This is a genomic window from Streptomyces sp. NPDC056452 (genome assembly GCF_042796085.1).
In the GTDB taxonomy this organism is placed as follows: domain Bacteria; phylum Actinomycetota; class Actinomycetes; order Streptomycetales; family Streptomycetaceae; genus Streptomyces.
The window spans coordinates 1-20,054 of the sequence record NZ_JBHTRI010000004.1; the positions used below are offsets into that span (position 1 = coordinate 1).

12 protein-coding genes are annotated in these 20,054 nt (G+C 69.0%); 5 read left to right on the top strand and 7 right to left on the bottom strand.

What is annotated here, in order from left to right; genetic code table 11:
- Positions 1 to 116 precede the first annotated feature (116 nt).
- From ACFQ6X_RS05285 to gmd, 3 genes are read right to left on the bottom strand one after another with little or no spacing between them, the layout of a single operon-like run.
- A complete protein-coding gene (locus ACFQ6X_RS05285; RefSeq protein WP_383176193.1) occupies positions 117 to 2,369 on the bottom strand; it encodes a LamG-like jellyroll fold domain-containing protein in 2,253 nt (750 codons plus the stop codon).
- Entirely contained in the window at positions 2,366 to 5,149 is a 2,784-nt protein-coding gene (locus ACFQ6X_RS05290) for a DNRLRE domain-containing protein (RefSeq protein WP_383176196.1), read from the bottom strand. Before ACFQ6X_RS05290 ends, ACFQ6X_RS05285 begins: the two co-directional genes overlap by 4 nt.
- A complete protein-coding gene (gene gmd / locus ACFQ6X_RS05295) occupies positions 5,146 to 6,159 on the bottom strand; it encodes a GDP-mannose 4,6-dehydratase (RefSeq protein WP_383176199.1) in 1,014 nt (337 codons plus the stop codon). Before gmd ends, ACFQ6X_RS05290 begins: the two co-directional genes overlap by 4 nt.
- Before the next feature lie 113 nt (positions 6,160 to 6,272).
- Here gmd and ACFQ6X_RS05300 point away from each other — a divergent pair, with 113 nt between their 5' ends.
- The gene (locus tag ACFQ6X_RS05300; RefSeq protein WP_383176202.1) at positions 6,273 to 7,244 is read left to right on the top strand and encodes a GDP-L-fucose synthase family protein; all 972 of its coding nucleotides are present in this window, start codon (positions 6,273 to 6,275) and stop codon (positions 7,242 to 7,244) included.
- 50 nt (positions 7,245 to 7,294) lie between these two features.
- On the opposite strand, the gene ACFQ6X_RS05305 is transcribed toward ACFQ6X_RS05300, so the two are convergent.
- The 4 genes from ACFQ6X_RS05305 to ACFQ6X_RS05320 all read right to left on the bottom strand — a co-directional run bounded on the left by ACFQ6X_RS05305 (position 7,295) and on the right by ACFQ6X_RS05320 (position 11,898).
- The gene (locus ACFQ6X_RS05305; protein ID WP_383176205.1) at positions 7,295 to 8,842 is read right to left on the bottom strand and encodes a sugar transferase; all 1,548 of its coding nucleotides are present in this window, start codon (positions 8,840 to 8,842) and stop codon (positions 7,295 to 7,297) included.
- 383 nt (positions 8,843 to 9,225) lie between these two features.
- Positions 9,226 to 9,774, bottom strand: a complete 549-nt coding sequence (locus ACFQ6X_RS05310; protein ID WP_383176208.1) for a GNAT family N-acetyltransferase — start codon at positions 9,772 to 9,774, stop codon at positions 9,226 to 9,228.
- Between the two features lie 92 nt (positions 9,775 to 9,866).
- Positions 9,867 to 10,163, bottom strand: a complete 297-nt coding sequence (locus ACFQ6X_RS05315) for a DUF3303 family protein (protein WP_383176211.1) — start codon at positions 10,161 to 10,163, stop codon at positions 9,867 to 9,869.
- A 196-nt stretch (positions 10,164 to 10,359) separates the two neighbouring features.
- Complete coding sequence (locus ACFQ6X_RS05320; protein ID WP_383176214.1) at positions 10,360 to 11,898, bottom strand: glycoside hydrolase family 43 protein; 1,539 nt, start codon at positions 11,896 to 11,898, stop codon at positions 10,360 to 10,362.
- A 618-nt stretch (positions 11,899 to 12,516) separates the two neighbouring features.
- Here ACFQ6X_RS05320 and ACFQ6X_RS05325 point away from each other — a divergent pair.
- The 4 genes from ACFQ6X_RS05325 to ACFQ6X_RS05340 all read left to right on the top strand — a co-directional run bounded on the left by ACFQ6X_RS05325 (position 12,517) and on the right by ACFQ6X_RS05340 (position 19,946).
- The gene (locus ACFQ6X_RS05325; RefSeq protein WP_383176217.1) at positions 12,517 to 12,966 is read left to right on the top strand and encodes a hypothetical protein; all 450 of its coding nucleotides are present in this window, start codon (positions 12,517 to 12,519) and stop codon (positions 12,964 to 12,966) included.
- A 102-nt stretch (positions 12,967 to 13,068) separates the two neighbouring features.
- A complete protein-coding gene (locus ACFQ6X_RS05330) occupies positions 13,069 to 17,769 on the top strand; it encodes an RHS repeat-associated core domain-containing protein (protein ID WP_383176220.1) in 4,701 nt (1,566 codons plus the stop codon).
- Complete coding sequence (locus tag ACFQ6X_RS05335; RefSeq protein WP_383176223.1) at positions 17,766 to 18,443, top strand: histone-like nucleoid-structuring protein Lsr2; 678 nt, start codon at positions 17,766 to 17,768, stop codon at positions 18,441 to 18,443. Before ACFQ6X_RS05330 ends, ACFQ6X_RS05335 begins: the two co-directional genes overlap by 4 nt.
- 939 nt (positions 18,444 to 19,382) lie before the next feature.
- The gene (locus tag ACFQ6X_RS05340) at positions 19,383 to 19,946 is read left to right on the top strand and encodes a dihydrofolate reductase family protein (protein WP_383176226.1); all 564 of its coding nucleotides are present in this window, start codon (positions 19,383 to 19,385) and stop codon (positions 19,944 to 19,946) included.
- The last annotated feature ends 108 nt before the right edge of the window (positions 19,947 to 20,054 follow it).

Below are 20,054 nucleotides of genomic sequence, written 5' to 3' on the forward strand. Positions count from 1 at the left end.
CGCGGGCGGCTTGCTGCCCGCGGCGGCCCCCTTGCTCCCGTCGGCGGACGAGCCGCAGGCGGCCAGCGCCGCCGTCGCGATGACGACGACGGCGCCGGCCAGGAACGGATACCTCATCAACCCGTCCTCAGGGCGTAGTGGGCGCTGACCTGCGAAGCGGCCAGCGCGGTCGGGTACACGGCGGTCTCGTCGATCTGCCCGGCGAAGAAGTTGCTGGTCGGGCGGTTGGGCCAGTTGTTCAGGTTGTCCCCGCCGACCCGCCAGTAGCCGGGGTAGTTCTCGTTGGTGGTGTAGAGGAAGTTGGACGCGCGCAGCTGTCCGTCGACGTACAGGGCCATGCCGCCGGGGCCCTGGGTGGCGACGACGTGGTGCCAGGCGCCGTTGTTGTAGGCGCCGGGCGTCGTGATGGTGCGGGTGCTGCCGTTGTGGATGCCGAAGACCAGCCGCCCGTCGTTGGTCATGTACACGTGCTTGTCGTACCGGGAGCTGTTCTGCATCGTCAGATTGCCGAACCCGATGATCTTTCCGCCCCGGACCGTGGTGGTCTTGATCCAGGTCTCCACGGAGAACCGGGTGGGCTGCGCATGGCGCTTGTTGCTGTACGCGTACTCGTCGGAGCCGTTGAAACCGATCGCGGTCGAGGCACCCGCGACGGCGGCGGGTGTCTGACGATAGGCGGGTGCGTTGCGCAGGAAGCCGCTGTTCAGCCCACCCGTGGTGTCGGCGGCGAAGGTGGACGTGCCCTCGTCGTAACGCCAGTAGAGCGAGGCGCCGTCGGCCAGCACACGCGCCGGATAGCTCTCCGTCGTCGCCGCCACGGTCGCGGACTGTGCCGGGGACTTGGCGCTGGTGTTGGTGCCGTCGCTCGCGGTGATGCGGTACGAGTGGGTCTCGCCCACCGCCACATCGGTGTCGGTCCACTTCAGCTGGGGCCGGTCCCAGAAGAGCGAGTACCCGGTCGTCGTGTGTACGGGTGTGCTCGCCCCGTCCTTGTAGATCCGGTAGGTGAGCTCACCGTCGTCGGTGTCGAAGCTGGTCTGCCAGTTGACGTCGATCTGCCCCGGAGCAAGCGTGGAGAGGCTGACGTTGGGCACCCACGGCGCCCCGGTGTCCGGGCCGTCGGCGAACCGGGTCAGGCCCTGCTGCGCGGCGCCGTTGACGGTGGTGAACTCCCCGCCCACCCACAGGTAGTGGCTGCCGCCCTTGTCGGTCTGGGCCATCACCCGCGGCCCGACGGGCTCGCCGATGCCGTCGTTCGTGTCCGGGAACCAGGGCAGCAGCTCCGGATCGTCGACGGACTGGGCGAGCAGATGCCTGCGCGGCTGGTCGGAGAACCCGCCCATGCTGGCGCAGTCATGGGCGTGGCTTCCGCTGTACAGCACGCCCGAGTGCACGAGGACGGCCTGGGTGGCTCCCAGGCAGGTGTCCCGCCACCGCTGTTGGAAGTCGTCCAGGTCGATGGCGATACGGCCGTCGAAGACACCGCCGCCGGTGCCCTCGTTGGCGGTGTACAGGCCGGTCGCGTCCGTCGTGAGGTCCTGCACCGTGGAGGTGTTGGGGATGAAGCCGGGGTAACTCCTGGTGAGTGCACCCGTGGTGGCGTCCACGACGGCCAGTGCGTGCGACGTGGTGCCGTTGACGGTGAAGAAGTCACCGCCGAGCACCACGTGCTGTCCGTCGGGAGTCACCTGGACGGCGCGGGCGACCTCGTCGGCGTCGGCCGCCCACGGCAGCAGGTCGGCGTCCGTGGTGACGGCGGCGAAACTGTTCCGGGTCTGCCCGCCCACACTGTTGAAGTCACCGCCCAGGTAGACGGTGTCCGCGGTGACGTCCAGGGCCCGCACGGTCGCCGAGACGGAGATCTTGAAGTCCTGGCGCGGAGTGCAGGTCGCGGTGTCGATGGCGGCGATATTGCTCACGCCTTCACCGTTCACCGCCCCGAACTGGCCTCCCGCGTACAGGGTCTGCCCGTCCGGCGACAGCGCCAGCGCGCGAACGGTGGCCGTGCCCGACGAGAGCGTGAACGACAGGCTGCACCCCGTCGGTGCGCCGGTCGCCGCGTCGAAGGCGGCGAAGTTGACCGCGGGCTGCTCGGAGGTGCCGGCCGCGGCGTCGGGCGGCCGGACGGTGGAGAAGGTGCCGCCGGCGTACACGACGCCGTCGGTCGCGGCCATCGACCAGACGATGCCGTTGGTCTGCCAGGTGGTGAGGTCGTCCGCGGTGAGAGACACCGGAGGTGTCAGTGCCGCCGTCGGGGATGCCCCGGCCGCCGCGGCGGTCAGGGCGCCGGCGAACAGGCAGAGAGCGGTGGAGACGGCCCGCACACGGCCGCGTCCTCCGGCTCTGTGCCCCGTACTTGCGTTCATCATTCAGCTCCGAAGGTGAGAACGAGCTGCGGCCGGTAGGCCGCGGTTCCTGCCTCGCTCGACCAGACGCGGAGACTGTCCGTCCCGCTGCTGGTGAGGGCGAGTGAGTAGACGGAGCCCAGGGCCCCGCCCAGTGCGGACGCGTTCAGCTCCACCGTGTCGTCGGTGGAGACCGAGGTCGCGCCTGTGATGGTCCCCAGCACGGTCGCGGCGAGCGCCGGCCGGGTGTTGTAGGTGACCGTCGACTCGGTCCACGTGCCGGTGACCGGCACGACGCTGTGGCTGTCCAGGGATCCCGCCGTCGAGTCCGACGACGTGCGGAAGGCGAGGCGGGCGCTCTTGAGCACCTGGCCGGACGGGGCCGGCGGAACGGTGAACCGCAGATAGCTCAGATAGGCCGTGGAGCCCCGGGAGGCGAGCTGGCTGTCGTTGTAGTTCGTGTTCGCCGACACGCTGTTGACGTACGCGTCCTCGTCCGGTGCGACGCTCAGCGTGGTGTCGCCGGGGCCGGGCGCGGTGTCCGCGAGCGCGTGGTGCGCGGCGACCTGGGCGGCGGTGAGCGCCGTCGGATAGACCGCGGTCTCGTCGACCTGTCCGGCGAAGTAGGTGCTCGTGGGCCGGTTCGGCCAGGCGTTGTTCATGGCGTCCCCGCCCACCCGCCAGTACCCGTTGTACGAGCGGTTGCCGGTGGCCGCGTTCGTGCCGACGGCCGCCCCGTCCACGTACAGGACCATGCCGGACGGCCCCTGGGTCGCGACGGCGTGGTGCCAGGAGCCGTCGTTGTACGTGCCCGCCGTGGTGATGGTGGGCCGGGTGCTGCTGTTGCCGGACTGGACGCCGAACGCGAGGCGCCCGTTGTCCGTCAGGTACAGCAGCTTGTCGGAGATGCTGCTGGTGTGGCCCTGCGCGGTACCGATGTTGTTGCCGTAGCCGATGATCCGTCCGCCCGTCGTCGAGGTGGTCCGGAACCATGTCTCGATCGAGTACGGCGTGGGCGAGGTGTACCGGTGCAGACGGTCGCTGTAGACGTACTCGTCGACGCCGTTGAGGGAGAGCGCCGCCGAGCCGGCCACCGCGGACGGCGTGGAGCGGTACGCGGGGGCGTTCGTGTACACCCCCGAGTTGTCGTCGGCCGAGGCGTCCGCCGCGAAGGCGCCGCCCGCCTCGTCGTAGCGCCAGTACAGGCCGGCCCCGTCGGCGAGCACCTTCTCCTGGTACGGGGAGGCCGAGGCGGCGGCCGTGACCGAGGCGGCGGCGGACAGCCCGCTGGTGTTGGTCCCGTCGCTCGCCGTGATCCGGTACGAGTACGTCCGGCCCGCCACCACGTTCGTGTCGGTGAAGGTCAGCTGCGGCCGGCTGAAGAACAGCGAGGAGCCGGTCGCCGTGTGTACGGGAGTCGCGCCGCCGTCGCGGTAGACCCGGTAGGTCAGCGCACTGTCGTCCAGGTCCAGGCTCGAACGCCAGCGGACCTTCACCTCGCCGGCCCGCGGTGCGGACACGCTCACGGCCGGAGCGGCGGGCGCACCCGTGTCGGGGGTGTTGGCGAACCGTGTCAGGGCCTGCTGGGACACCCCGTTGACCGTGGTGAACTCGCCGCCCACCCAGAGGAAGTCGCGGCCGCCGCGCGAGGCGACCGTCAGGGCCCGGGGCCCGACCGGCTCCCCGATGCCGTCGTTGGTGTCCGGGAGCCAGCCCAGCAGCGCCGGGTCGTCGACGGACTGGGCGGTGAGGTGTTTGCGGACCTGGTTGGGGAAGCCGCCCATGGACGAGCAGTCATGGACGTGGCTGCCCGCGTACAGGACACCCTGGTAGACCCGCAGCGCCTGGGTCGCACCCTGGCAGGTGTCCCGCCACCGCTGGTCGAAGTCGTCGAGGCCCATGGCGAGCCTGCCGTCGAACGACGAACCCCCGGCCCCTTCGCCCGCGACGTACCAACCGTCGGAGGCGGCGTCCGTGACGATGTCCTTGATCACCGCGGACGACGGGATGAAGTTGCCGGTGTAGGCGCGGGTCAGCGCACCCGACGATGCGCTCGTCACCGCGAGCGCGTGCGAGGCGGCGCCGCCGACGGTGAAGAACTCGCCGCCGATGAGCACACTCGCCCCGTCGGGGGTCACCTTCAGTGTCCGGCCGGGCTCGTCCGCGTCGGGGTTCCATGCGGTCAGGGCGCCCGTGGAGGTGACCGCGCCGAAGAAGCGCCGCGTCTGGCCGTTGACCGTCTGGAAGTCACCGCCCGCGTACACGGTGCCGTTCGCGGCGACGTCCAGGGCGCGCACCGTCGCGCCGAAGTCGGGCGAGAAGCCCGGACGCAGCTGACAGGTCGCGGTGTTGATCGCGACCAGGCCGTTCGCGGCTGTCCCGTTGACGGCATTGAAGTAGCCACCCGCGTACAGGGTGGACCTGTCCGCGGAGACCGCGAGGGCCCGGACCGTGGCCGTGCCGCTGCTGCGGGTGAACGAGAGCGAGCAGCCGGTGGGCGCTCCGGTGGCCGCGTCGAACGCCGCGAAGTTCACGGCGGGTCTCGTGTTGCTGCCCGCGGGGGAGCCCGCCGGGCGGACGTTGGAGAACGTGCCGCCCGCGTAGACCACTCCGTTCGCCTCGGCGAGCGACCAGACGATGCCGTTCGTCTGGTAGGTGGACAGGTGGTCGGCCGTGAAGGCGACCGGCGGAGTCAGTGCGGCGGCCGGGGGAGCGGTGCCCGCGCCGAGCGCGCCCGCACCGAGGGCGAGAACCGCGGCGAACACGGCGCTCCGGGTGCGTCTGAGGCGTCCTGGCCCTCTCATCGGTCCACCCGCACGGCCGCACCCGTGAGCTGGTCGGTCAGCAGCCGGATGTCCGCGTCGACCATGATCCTGGCCAGCTCCTGCGACGTCACCTCGGGCTTCCAGCCGAGCAGTTCCTCGGCCTTGGAGGCGTCACCGATCAGTGCGTCGACCTCGCTGGGACGCTCGTACTTGGGGTCGTAGCGCACGTACTCGGCCCAGTCGAGGCCCGCGTGCTCGAAGGCGTACTCGAGGAACTGCCGGACGCTGACCCCCACGCCGGTGGCCACCACGTAGTCGTCCGGGGTGTCGCACTGCAGCATCCGCCACATCGCTTCCACGTACTCGGGGGCGTACCCCCAGTCCCGTACGGCGTCGAGGTTGCCCAGATGCAGCCGGTCCTGGAGCCCGGCCTTGATGCGTGCCACCCCGCGGGTGATCTTGCGGGTCACGAAGGTCTCGCCGCGCCGCGGTGACTCGTGGTTGAACAGGATCCCGTTGACGGCGAACATGTCGTACGCCTCGCGGTAGTTGACCGTCGCCCAGTACCCGTACACCTTGGCCACGCTGTACGGGCTGCGCGGGTGGAAGGGAGTGCTCTCGTTCTGCGGGGGCGGGCTGGCGCCGAACATCTCGGACGACGAAGCCTGGTAGATGCGGGTGTCGATACCGCTGGCGCGAACCGCCTCCAGAAGCCGCATTGTGCCGAGACCCGTGACGTCCCCGGTGTACAGGGGCGCGTCGAACGAGACCCGGACGTGCGACTGCGCGCCCAGGTTGTAGACCTCGTCGGGACGGATGTCACGCAGCAGGTTCACCAGGGCGACGCCGTCGGACAGATCGGCGTGATGGAGCACGAACGAACGATTCGCCTCCTCGGGCCCCTGGTAGATGTGGTCTATTCGCTCCGTGTTGAAGCTCGACGATCTGCGTATCAGACCGTGGACCGTGTACCCCTTCTCGAGCAACAGCTCCGCCAGGTACGAACCGTCCTGACCGGTCACGCCGGTGATGAGTGCGGACTTCGCCATGACTCCCCCCTTCTGTGGTCGCCCGATGGGCGGTTGGTTCACCGAAATATCAACATCTGAGCGCTTTGGGCAAAAGCTCACCCGGACGCGGTGCTGCTGGCACAATCCGAGCCATGACGACCGATATCCCCGGCCCGCCCCAGGAATCCGTCCGCCCCCTCCTACGCCCCGGCTCCCGCATATTCGTCGCGGGGCACCGCGGTCTCGTCGGCTCGGCGCTGGTGCGCCGCCTCACCGCCGACGGCCACGAGGTGGTCACCCGTGACCGCGGCGACCTCGATCTGCGTGACGCGGCACCGACCGAGGCGTTCCTGCGCGACGCCCGTCCGGACGTCGTCGTACTGGCCGCCGCCAAAGTGGGCGGGATCATGGCCAACAGCACCTGGCCGGTGCAGTTCCTGGAGGACAACCTGCGCATCCAGCTCAGCGTGATCGCCGGAGCGCACGCGGCGGGGACGAAGCGGCTGCTCTTCCTCGGCTCGTCCTGCATCTACCCCAAGCACGCCCCGCAGCCGATCCACGAGGACTCGCTGCTCACCGGCCCCCTGGAGCCGACCAACGAGGCCTACGCGCTGGCCAAGATCGCCGGAATCGTGCAGGTCCAGTCCTACCGCCGGCAGTACGGCGCCTCGTTCATCAGCGCCATGCCCACCAACCTCTACGGTCCCGGTGACAACTTCGCCCTGGAGACCTCGCACGTCCTGCCCGCCCTGATCCGCCGGTTCCACGAGGCGAAGAGGGACGGTGCGCCCGAGGTCACCCTGTGGGGCTCCGGCACGCCCCGCCGTGAATTCCTGCACGTCGACGACCTTGCCGCGGCCTGTGTGCGACTGCTGGAGTCCTACGACGGGGACGCGCCGGTCAACATCGGCTGCGGCGAGGACCTGACCATCAGGGAACTCGCCGAGACCGTCCGGGACGTGACGGAGTATCACGGCAGCATCGGCTGGGACACCTCGAAGCCGGACGGCACCCCGCGCAAGCTCCTCGACGTGTCCCGGCTCTCCTCCCTCGGCTTCAAGCCGCAGATCCCCCTGCGCGACGGCATCGCCCGCACCTACGCCTGGTGGCTCGGGCAGGGCTGACCGCCCCGCCCGCCGCCCATGGGCTCCTCGTCCGAGTTCCTCCATCGCGATCAGTACGCTCCGCGGCCGTCGGTGACGGCGCGCACCGTACGGGCGAGGAGCCCCATGTCCGTGACCACCGACCAGTTGTCGACGTACCAGAGGTCCAACGACACGGTCTCCTGCCACGAGAGGTCCGAGCGCCCGCTGACCTGCCACAGGCCGGTCAGTCCCGGCTTCACCGCGAGCCGGCGCCGCTCACGTTCGTCGTAGCGCGACACCTCCTCGGGCAGCGGCGGACGTGGACCTACCAGGGACATGTCACCCCGTAGCACGTTGAGAAGCTGCGGGAGTTCGTCGATGGAGGTCCGGCGCAGCGCATGGCCGATCCGGGTCACCCTCGGGTCGCGGCGCATCTTGAACATCGGGCCTTCGCTCTCGTTCGCCCCGGTGAGCTGCGCCTTACGGGTCTCCGCATCCGCCACCATCGTGCGGAACTTCCACATGGTGAAGGGCCTGCTGTGCCGTCCGTGCCGGATCTGGCGGTGGAACACCGGGCCGGGTGACGAGAACCGGACCGCCAGGGCGACCACGAACAGCAGCGGGGCCAGCACCAGTAGTCCGAGCGCGGCACCGCTCCGGTCCACCACCGTCTTGAGCCAGGGCTGCGGACCGCGCCGCAGAGGCGGCGCGATGTGCAGCAGGGTCAGCCCGGCGGCGTCGGTGGGCCGCACGCGGCTCGCCGAGACGCCCGACAGCTCCGAGAGCACGCAGAGCGCGAGGCCGCTGTCGTGCAGGCCCCACGACAGCGGGCGCAGCCTCTCGTCGCCGAACTGCGGCCCGGGCACCACGAGTACGAGGTCCGCGTCATGGGCGAAGGCACCGCCGAGCACCGTGGACACGTCGTCGTCCGCCGGCTCCGGGTCGAGCCGTCCCGGTACCGGTGTGTCGCAGCTCAGCTGCGCGGGTCCCACCGGCACGGCGGCCGCCACGGTGTACAGGTGGTCCGCACGGGAGTTGAGCATTGTCACCGCCCGGTCCACCCCCGCGGCCCCGCCGACCACCAGCACCCGGCGTGACGCCTGCCGCTGGCGTGTGGAACCGGGTCTGCCCCGCAGACCCGAGGCGAGCACGGTCACGGCCAGGCCGGGCACCAGCGACAGGACCGCGGTCGCCGGGTCGAGGGATCCGCCCGCCGCCGCGCAGAGCACGGCGAGCAGTCCGACGAGCACCAGCCAGTCGCCGACGGCACCGGGCGCCCCACCGGAGTCCGCCGGCAGCCGGTCCGTGTACCGGCCGCGCGCCAGGCGCACCCCGGTCCAGACGAGTGTCACCAGGGCGCCGATGATCAGTGGTCGCGGCTGATCGTCGGCGCTCAGGACGAGCCAGGCCGGGATTCCGAGCCCCAGCGCGTCGGTCAGGACCAGGAACGGCAGGCGCCGGCCCGGCTTCTTCTTCGTCCGCGCGCGGTCCGCGTCGTCGCGCTGTGCGGTCGGAGCTCTCCACAACTGCTCGAGAGCCGCGGTGCGGTTCCGGGACGCAGCGGTACGCGGCCGTGGTGCGCCCGCCAGTCCCACCGGCCCGGATATGTCTGATTCAGGTATTTCGACATGCCCCATGAACCCCCCAGCCACAGTTGCATCCCCACAAACGGGACGCATCCGCCGATCCCATGGACTGACGGATGCGCCCTCGCTCGGTGCACGATATCCACACACGTGCCATTTCGCTGGAGTTCTCGTGAAGTTCAGACACCGGTGGAGCGCCCGGCTCCGCGGCATTCCGGACCGGATCTCGGGGTCTGTGCGCAGTTGTTCGGGTCTGATGGCTTTGGGCAAGCGCTTGCGACCGGGCGGGGATCAGGTCATATGCGCTTAGCCCACAGATATATGACGTTCTGTCAAATCTCTGCAATGGAAGGTGAGTTGACTGACCTTGCTTACCGGGCCTGCCACCGATCACGACCTCGCCACCCGATGCCGCTACTCCGGAACGGGCTCCTTCAGGGCGCGGCAGGGGGCTGGATGCGCCAGATCACGTTGATCCCCGACTCGCGCTGAGTCTCCGGCCCGCCGTGTACCGGTACGCGCTCGACCTCGGTGAAGCCCAGACGGCGGGGGACGGCTTCGCTCGCCCGGTTCGCGGCATCGTGGTGGATCTCTATCCGGTTGGTCTCCGCCAGGGCGAATCCCTGCCGGAGGAGGGCGGCAGCGGCCATGGTGGCGAGGCCCCGCCCGGTCCACCCGGGGTGGAGCCAGTACCCGATCTCCAGCCCGCCGGCGCCGATCCGTCGCATGAGGCCGCAACTGCCGATCACCGCGCCGTCCGAAGTGATCGCGTAGCTGTAGGCCCGGCCCGACTCCCACTCGCCCTCGCTCCGGGTCAGGTAGTCGGCGATCGTGGTGTGGTCGTAGGTGGACGCCCAGGGCATCCACGGAATCAGGTGGGGGAGCGATTCGGTGACCACCCGGTTCAAGGTCTCGACGTCGCTCGCGCGCCACCGGCGCAGTTCGACCTGGTCGAACACGAGGGTCTCAGCAGGCTGTTCCATGCACGGCATGCTTCCATCCCGATGCCGTTGAGGGCATCGGGACGGCCCGGGGCGGCGCTGCGGTACGCGCGGGCTGCCAGGGCGGAAGCGCCTCAGCCCCGCTTCACCGCGGCAAGACCCTTCTGCAGGTCCTCGCTGTTCATCACCGGCTGGATCTCGATCCTCGCGCCGAGTCCGTCGAAGAGCGGCTCCGCGATGCTGGGCAGCTGTGAGCTGTCCTGCATGTCGAAGACGAAGGTGCAGCACCGCCCGCCCTCGCCCGGGCCGAAGTAGGCCGCCTCCGGCTTGAGCTGTTCGGCCATCGACTGCATGATCTTCTGCAGGCTGCCGTTCTTGACGGCTTCGTTCGAGATCTGTGTGTCCATGTACGCCCGCAGCATGACCCTCATGGCATCGCTCCTTCCGTCCGCCGCGACCGGCGCGGGCCCGTCCGCGCTCTCTGGGACCCGGGGACATTCGGCTCAGCCTTTCCCCGAGTGATCGGGGCGGCAACATTTCGTCCGCCATCCGTGCCGCAGGCGTCCGGCGCCCCTGCGCGGCCCGGTCCCGCCGAGGCGGAAGCCGGGCCCCGCGGGGACCGGTCGGTCAGGCAGGCCGCAGCTCGAACCAGTCGAAGGCCGCACTGCCGTGGGTGGCGTACATGCCGATGACGCGGCCGGTGAAGCCTCCGGCGACCTCGGTGGTGAGGTAGCGGCCGTCGAGCTCGGCCAGGACCTCGAAGGCGCCGTCGGCGGTCTCGTACCCCAGACGAAGGGTGTCGGGGCCGCCGACGCGCAGGCCGGGCGGGACCGTGGCCTCCGGATCCGTGGGGCGCACGGTGACGGTGGGAGGCAGGACATCGGTGGTCGTGACATCGATCCGAAGGGTCACGGGGCCCGGTGCGAGGCTCCGTTCGGCGACGGTCTGTCGCAGCGGGCCGATCCTGGCGACGGCGCGGACCGTGCCGTCGCCGGTCTCCACCTGGTAGTGGTGAGCCTCGTCCAGGCGTACGGCGAGCCCGGCACGGCTGCCTTCGTCGACAGCGACCAGGGTGCGCGCGCTGAAGTCGGGATCGCGCTGCCGCTGTCCCACGAAGAGCGCACCGGGCTTGTCGAGACCGTCCGCGCGGGCGTGCAGCACGAGGTGGCCCGGCCGCTCGTCGAGGCGGACGGCGGCCGGGTCGTGCCGTCGGAGCGTCACCCAGCGGGGTGCGAGCGCGGAGGAGTCGAAGTCGTCCCGCTCCGGCTCGTGTTGCCAGGGGTGCGGCGGCAGCGCCGGAGCGGCGGCGTGCAGTTCCAGCGGCCCCGGCAGCGGCCACTCGTCCTCCCAGCGCACCGGGACCAGGAACGTCTCCCGGCCCATTCCGTGGTACATCGGTGTGTCACCGCGCGGCCGGGTGCCCAGCAGCACCATCCACCACGTGCCGTCCTGCGCCTGCACCAGGTCGCCGTGGCCGGTGTTCTGCACCGGGTGGCCGGTACTGCGGTGGGACAGCACGGGGTTGGCGGGGTGCGGCTCGAACGGCCCCTGCACCGTCCGGGACCGCGCCACCGACAGCGCGTGCCCGCGTTCCGTGCCGCCTTCCGACAGCAGCAGGTACCACCAGTCGCCGATCCGGTACAGGTGCGGCCCCTCCGGATACTGCAGACCGCTTCCCGACCACATCGCCACCGGTTCGCTCAGCAGCTCGCCGGTCTTCGGGTCGATGCGCACCCCGCGGATCCCCTCCGACGAGAACACGCACCAGCAGTTCCCCTCCTCGTCCCAGGCCAGGTCGGGGTCGATGCCCGGTATGCCGACCGGGACCGGGTCCGACCACGGCCCCGCGGGGTTCTGTGCGGTCACCAGGATGTTGCCCCCGCCGGCGACCACGGTCGTGATCATCCAGAACAGGCCGTCGTGGTGGCGGAGCGTGGGCGCGTACACCCCTGTCGAGGCAGGGGCGGTGTCGGGCAGGTCCAGCTGCGAGGGCCGGTCCAGCGCGTGCCCGATCAGCTTCCAGTGCACCAGGTCGCGGCTGTGCCACAGCGGCACTCCGGGTACGTACTCGAAGCTGGACGTCGCCACGTAGTAGTCGTCGCCGGCCCGGCAGATGCTCGGGTCCGGGCTGAAGCCGGGGATCACCGGATTGTCGAAGAACGTCATGCTCGTCCTGAGGGTCGGTCCGGGCAGGGAAGTTCCCTGTGGGGTTATGAAGTCCGCCGCGTCAGGGAGGCGACGTGCGGGTGCCAACGGTCGCGCATGACGGGTGTTTCCCACCAGTTGTTTGTCGGTGCGGTCATGATCGGAGTGAGCGGTCTCTCGGCGGCGCCCCGTAGCCGGGGCGCCGCCGAGCCCTGTCTCTGAATCCTTGACATCCCGGTGTCGGCGTCGAAGGGGAGGGCCGCCACCGTGGAGCCACCTGGTTGCCGTCAAGGTGATCAGGACGGCGGTGCTCGACGAGGACACCCGGGCGAGGTTCGTGTCCGAGGCCGACAGCCCCAAGGTGGTGTAAAGCCCGCTCGTCGCCGCGTTCGTTGCTGCCGATGCCCACGCCGAACACCCATGGCTCGCCGTCGAGTACGTCGCGGGACCCGACCTGCGTACGTACGTGACCGGACACGGGCCGCTGCCTCCGGCCGAGACCGTCGGCCTCGGCGCACTGCTCGCCGATGGTCCCGGCACCATTCATGAGGCGGGGCTGTTACACCGCACGCTCTGGGTGCCTCGCTGCTCTACGCGGAGACCGACCACTACCCCTACACGGGGCCCAGCCGGCAGGCGGTGGCGCTGCGCATCGAGGATCCGGCCGCCGAGCCCGATCTGGCGGGGCTGGAAACGGAGTTGAAGCCCGTGATCGCAGCCTTGCCGGCCAAGGACCCGGATCACCGGCCGGCACCGGAGAAGGTCACCCGGCAGCTCGTGGCCGTGATCCGGGGCTTCGGCCTCGCCCCGGGCGGGGCCATGCCCACGCTCACTGCCCGCACTTCGGCGGTGCCTCTCCCGGACATGCAACGGGAGCGGTTCCGGCCCGGCAGGCATGGTTGCGACAGCGCGCCACCGCACCGGAGTTTTCCGCAACTGAATGCACCGACGACGATCGTCGCCACGCCCGCCCTCTACGGCTGGTACCGGTGGCCCGACATCGCCGCGCACTGTGCGACCGACCCCGACGACGCTCTCGACCTCTACGGGACACGCCTGTGTTGTTACGCGGTAAAGCGCAGCTCGTGAACCTGAGGGCGGAGGGAGATTCTCCCATGATCACCTCGTGGCATGCTGGTCAATCGCATTATGGGTTGAGCTGATGAGCCGTGAACCGGGGGATGTTGCTTCGTGGGGTACACGATTCCTGAGGGCGTCGACACGATGCTCGATGTGGTCGGTGTGGGCTGGCCGAACGTCGATGAGGACGCGTACCGCGATATGGCGGACGCACTAAGGGAGTTCGGGGATGACGCGGACGACGACGCGTACGCGGCCTACCAGCACATCCAGAAGCTGCTCGCGAGCGGGCAGAGCGAGTCGCTGACCGCGCTGGACAAGCACTGGTCGAAGGTGCAGGGCAAGCACAAGGACCTGGCGAAGGCGGCGCGGCTCGTCGCCGGTGCGCTGGACAGGGTCGCCGACATCATCGTGGCCCGGAAGATAGCCGCCGTGGCTGAGCTGGCGGACCTGGTCGCGACCGTGGGAATCACCTTGGCGTTCGCCCCGGTGACGGCCGGTCTGTCGGCTCTCCTGGCCGGCGCGAAGATCGCGGCGACCCGTATCGCCTTCAAGCGCATCCTGAAGGAGATGGCTGAGGCTGCTGTGTCGGAGATTGTCGCGACGCTCACCGAGCCGGCGGTTGCCGCGATCGAGGACATCGTGGCGGACTTGGCTGTTCAGACGGCGCTGAACGTCGCGGGTGTGCAGGACGGTTACAACACCGGCCAGACGGTGCAGGCGGGCAAGGACGCGCTGCAGATCAACTCGGTGGGCGGGTCGGGCGGTCCGGGTCCGGGTGGCGGCCCGGTGATCGACCACGATGCGCACAGCAAGGCCGGTATGCACCTGGCCGGTGTGCAGATCACGATGCGTGAGAAGACAGGCGGCAAGCTCGGCAAGGCCAAGGGGCACCACGGCCGGGCCAAGGGCAAGGATTCCCTGACCGCTGTGCTCGACACCACGATCGAGGGGGTGGTGGAGAAGTTCGGTAAGGCGCTCGGTGACCTCGGCGACCACGTGGGCAAGACAGTGCCCAACGGCATTGCCAGGAGTTCCAGGACCCACAAGGATACCGACCACGATATTCGTGACGGACTGAACAAGGTCACCTCGGGCGACGGCAAGGGTGACGGCAAAGGCGAACGGCGTGTGGACGACGGAGGGGGACGTCGCCGCCCACCACCCTCGATGCGCAACGCACAGGAAGACCCGCGAAGCAATGCGGTCTCCCTGTCCAAACGGCGCTGCGCGACGGACCCCGTCGATGTCGCCAGTGGGCAGATGGTGCTGCCACAGACTGATCTGGCACTGCCCGGAGTTTTGCCGCTTGTGCTCCGGCGCACCCATATATCCGACTATCGCTACGGTCACTTCTTCGGAATCAGTTGGGCATCCACTCTGGACGAGCGTCTGGAACTTCTCGGCACGGGTGCCGCCTGGGCGCGCGAGGACGGTTCCGTACTCCTCTACCCGGCCCTGCCCGACGAGGACGCGGAGCTGTGTCCCGTCGAGGGGGAGAGGCTTCCGCTCACGCATGGGGGCACCACGGCGATGGGCGATACCACGTACGTGGTGACGGACCCGCTCACGGGGCTGATCCGCAGATTCGCCGGCAACCCCTACCGTGGCGGCTTGTACTGGTTGTGCGAAGTCGAAGACCGCAACGGCAACGCCATCCGGATTCACCGCGACGAGCACGGCCTGCCCGCTGCCGTGCTGCACGAGGGTGGCTATCGAGTGCGGGTCACTTCCGACTTGCAGCTCGGGCGCGTCACCGGTTTGTCGCTCCAAACTCCGCAGGGCCCTGTCCCCGTGGTGGCTTTCGGCTTCGATAGCGACGCAAGCCTGGAAACAGTCACAAACTCCTCAGGACTTCCCCTGAGTTTCACCTATGACCAGGACAAGCGGATCACTTCGTGGACCGACCGGAACGACTCGACCTATCGGTACGTCTATGACGATTCAGGACGTGTGATCCGCACGATCGGCCCCGAGGGGTTCCTGTCATCCTCCTTCGCCTACGGGTCCCGTACCGAGACCGGTGACCGGATCACCCAGTTCACGGACGCAACCGGTGCCACCGCGGCTTTCCACCTCAACGACCGCCACCAGGTCGTAGCCGAGACTGACGCCTTGGGGAACACCACCCAGTACGCCTTCGACTCCTACGACCGGATGCTGACGGTAACCGACCCGCTCGGCCACACGACGAGGCTCGATCGCGATGAGGCCGGCAACATTGTTGCCATGACCGCGCCGGACGGTGAACGCACCACTGCGGTCTACAACGAGCAGCGTCTGCCGATCGAAATCGTCGAGCGTGGCGGACGATGCTTCCGGTACGAGTACGACGCGGCAGGCAACCGCACCGCCGTCATCAACCCGGTCGGCGAGCGAACAGATTTCGTGTTCGACAGCACAGGCGCTGTTACCGAGGTCCGCCCAGAAGCAGGCGGAGCGGTCCTTGTCTCGAACAATGCGGCAGGTATACCGCTGGCTGTCACAGCGGCCACCGGGGCCACAGCCACCAGCACCCGGAACTGTTTCGGCCGCATCACCGCGGTCACTGACGCGGAGGGCGGCACCCTTCGCCAGGAATGGACCGTCGAAGGCCATCTGTCCTGCCGCGAACTGCCGGACGGCACCCGAGAGGAGTGGAGCTGGGACGGTGAGGGCAACCTTCGGACCCATACCGACCGCATGGGGCGCACCGTTACCCACAACTACACCCACTTCGATCTACCGGTCAGCTCCCGCAGCGGCGACGAGCCCGGCTACAACTTCACCCACGACAGTGAACTGCGTCTGACCAAGGTCACCGACACCCGCGGCCGGGAGTGGACCTACGTCTACAACCAGGCTGGACGGCTCGTGAGGGAGACCGACTTCGACGGACGCACGCTGACGTACCAGCACGACGCGGCCGGCCGCCTGACGAAGCGAACCAATATGGAAGGGCAGAGCCTTGTCTACCGACGTGACGCCCTCGGCCGAGTTGTCCAGGTGTCCCACGACGACAACGTGGTCTCCTCCTTCTCCTACGCGTCGACGGGCAGCCTCCAGGAAATAGCCAGTCCTGAGGCACGCATCACCCTCGAAACAGATGAAGCCGGCCGGATCGTTGCCGAGACGGTCAACGGGCGCACCTTCCGATATGCCTACGACGCACAGGGCCGACGCACGTGGCGGCGTGCCCCCAGCGGTGCCGAGAGCAGCCTTGAGTACGGGCTCGAAGGCCTCAGCGCCTTCACCGTCGGAGAGCACACCTTTCGCTTCCAACGCGACGCACTCGGCCGGGAAACCTCCCGAAGCCTGGACGATTCACTGGCTGCGCGGCAGGAGTGGGACGAGGTCGGACGGCTCACGCGGCACAGCGTCAGCATTCCCGAGGCTGAGATCCTCGAGAGAGTCTTCACCTACCAGCCCGACGGTGCACCGGTCGGTATCGACGACAGCATCACGGGCCGCCGCACATTCACCCTCGACATGGCCGGTCGAATCACAGGTGTGCAGGCCCGGGGTTGGAGCGAGCAGTACTCCTACAACATGGCCGGCGACCAGACCCGGGCCGATCTCCCCGCGCAGGCCCCTGGGCAGGACAGCGGCGGTGAACGTCGCTACGACGGCACCCGCCTGTCCCGATCGGGAAGAACTCACTACACCTACGACGCGCAGGGCCGACTGACCTCGCGCAGCGTGCGAACCCTCAGCGGAAAACTGCAGACCTGGACCTTTGAATGGGACGCCGAAGACCATCTGGTAAAGGTGCACACCCCCCAGGCAACTGTCTGGCGCTACTTCTACGACGGCCTCGGTCGCAGGATCGCCAAGGTGGCACAGGATCCGGACGGGGCTCTCCTCGAACGCATCGAATACAGCTGGGACGGCGCCCAACTGGCAGAGCAGCGGACCGGAAACACCGTACTGGTGTGGGACTACGCCGGCCTGTACCCGCTCGCGCAGCGTGAGACGAAGCACCACGGCGACAATCAGGAGGACGTGGACCGCCGCTTCTTCGCCATCGTCAACGATCTGACCGGCAGCCCGCACTACATGGTCTCCCCTGACGGAGCGGTGGCCTGGCGGGCGCGCTCCACGGTCTCGGGCGCCACACAGTGGAACAGCGACGCCACCGCGTACACACCTCTGCGGTTTCCGGGGCAGTACTTCGATCCGGAGACCGGACTCCACTACAACGTCCACCGCTATTACGACCCGCAGACAGGGCGCTACATCAGTCCGGACCCGCTGGGGCTGGCGCCGGCGGCGAACCACTATGCCTACGTACCCAACCCGTTCACCATGGCTGACCCCTTGGGGTTGGCGGGCTGCTCGCCGGACCACACTTGGGGCGGCAAAGTCGTATTCGCCCAGGACGAGCACGGTCGGCCGAACGAGATGCATGCGACCGTCACACGCGACATGCTGGATCAAGGCACCCATGCCAACAATGGGCTGAGGCCACCAGGCTTTCTCCACGGCAACGATTACAACCAGGCACGCGGGCACATGCTGGCTCGAATGCTGGGAGGCACCGGCGACAGCCTGGACAATCTGTTCACCATCACGCAGAACCCGACCAACAGTCCCCATATGCGTGACCTGGAGCAACAGATCTACGATGCTGTAGCCGGCGCCCCCTCTCAGGGCGTCGCCGGCCAGACGGTTCAGTACAGCGTCTACCTCGAGTACACCGACGACAAAGCGAACTCCGTGCCATCGCGCATCTACATGGCGGCCGATGGCTCCAACGGCTTCAGGCTCGACACCGACTTCGTCAACCCCGACCACGCGGCGCAACAATCCCGTCGTCGTCAAGGAATCCAATGACCGACCTCAACGACCTCACTCGGCTCTGTCCGCCCCCTGACCAGGCCGTCTCCATTCGCTGGGACAGGATTGAAGCCGACCTCGGCACGGCGCTGCCGCGGGACTACAAACAGCTCGCTGACCGCTACGGGCCGGGGGCGTTCAACGACTACCTTCGCCTCTTCCACCCCCACGGCGTGACCGAGTTCGTCAACATCACAGGCCCCATGCCGGGCCGTATCCGTGCGCAATTGCAGAAGGACCACGACCGGGGCACACACCCCGTCCCTTATGATCCCGATACGCTCTTCACCTGCGGCGCGACGGACAACGGCGAGTACCTCTTCTGGATCACCGACCCCGCAACCGAACCCGACCGCTGGCACATCGCGGTCAACGAGGCTCGTGGCCCCGGTTGGTTCACCTATGAGGGAAACGCCACAGCTTTCCTGGTCGCAGTTCTTGGCAGGCAACTTCAGGTGCCGCTGTTTCCGCCCAGTTTCGTCGAGGGCCCTGCGTACTTCACACCCTCACGGCCGACCCTCTGGAAGCCTCCACCCTTTTCCGACGCACAGCCCGTCGATACCGGAGCGATCCGATCCTGGGCACGTGCCAACGGCTACGACGTGCCGTCACGGGGACGGATCCCGCCCGAGATCCGCGAAGCCTGGGAACGGGCGACTTCGGGAGAATGAGGCTTTGACCTTGCGGTGATGGCTGACCGCGCTGCTCGGTTCAGGACGCCGAGCCGTTCACGCGCACCTGCGCATACGTACGCCCACCCACCGTACGGCTCGCTGATCCGGAGACCCGTACCGGACCGCGCCACCTTGGCCCCATGACAACCCCCGCCACCCCCACGGCGCCCAGTGACCGGCCACTGCGCGATGCCCACGCGTTCACCCAGCGCGTCACTCCACCCAGTGCGGAGCCCGGCTCGCCTGGAGTCTGGCCGTGCTCCGTCTCGGTGCTGACCGCGCTCCCGGGTCTGTCCCGCGGATCGAGGTGTCAGAGCGCGCGGTGAGCGGTGGCCGCCCGCACCGGGCAGCGTCGGCCGGTCCGGGGCCGCTGAGGACTCAGGCAGGGGGCTGCTCCTCGTGGAGGCACTGGTCGACCGGTGGTCGGTGCTCGACCGGGTGCCCGTGGGGAAGACCGTACGGGCGGAGATGGACCTGCCGCGCCGTCCATGGGGCGAGTTCGCCCCGTTCATCGAGGGGACGACGGACGCGTTCCACGCGTGCTTCCGGCGGGAGGAGCCGGGCATCGTCTTCGCCGGTCCGGACTCGGGCGTCGAGACCAGCGGGCGGCGCGACAGCGCGTCCATCCTCGACGAGGTGTGGGCGGCCGCTCCGTTCACCTCCCCGGGCCGCGTTCCGCGGGCTGCGCGTGCAGTCGGTGACGGCCCGCTGGGTGGGCGAGGGCCTGATGACAGCGGCCCAGAGCCGACGTGTCGAGGAGACGGCCGGGCGCGCCACCTTTGGAAGCGCCGGAGCCGCCAGCCGAGCCGCGCCGGTGGCCCTCGCCGTCGATCGCGTCCCGCATCGGGGTCGCCGTGGCGGAATCCCGCGAGCCGCGATGAGTTCTGCGGCGTCCGGCGGTCATACTGTCGAACCCGTTCCCGAGGAGGACCTCCTATGCGCAGCGTGACCTATGCGATGAACGTCTCACTCGACGGCTACATCGTCGGGCCGGACGGCACCTTCGACTGGTCGGCACCCGACGAGGACGTCTTTCGCTTCTGGACCGACGAGACCCGAAAGCTCGGCGTGCACCTGCTGGGGCGACGGCTGTACGAGACGATGCTGTACTGGGAGTCGGCCGAGCAGAACCCGTCGCTGGACGACGCGGACCGCGAGTGGACCGCGGTCTGGAATCGGCTCCCGAAGGTGGTGTTCTCCAGGACGCTGTCGGCGGTGCAGGGCAATGCCCGACTGGCCTCCGGTGGCCTGGCGGAGGAGATCGAGCGGTTGCGGGCCGAGCCGGGCGAGGGTGACATCGCGATCGGCGGCGCGACCCTCGCCGCCGAGGCCGCAGCGTCGGGGCTGATCGACGAGTACCGGGCGGTGGTCTACCCGGTGCTGGTCGGCGGCGGCATTCCGTTCTTTCCCCAGGGCGAGCGCCGGGTGGACCTCGAACTCGTCGAGACGCGCACCTTCAACTCGAAATTCGTCTACCTCCGCCACCGCGTGGCGCGCTAGCCGGCTCGGTTCGTACCGCCGCCGGGGGCGTTCCCGCGGTCCCGCTCGGGTGATCGTCCGACGTGGTTCACGGTGATCGTCCGTCAAACCCCGTTGTCAGTGCCTCCC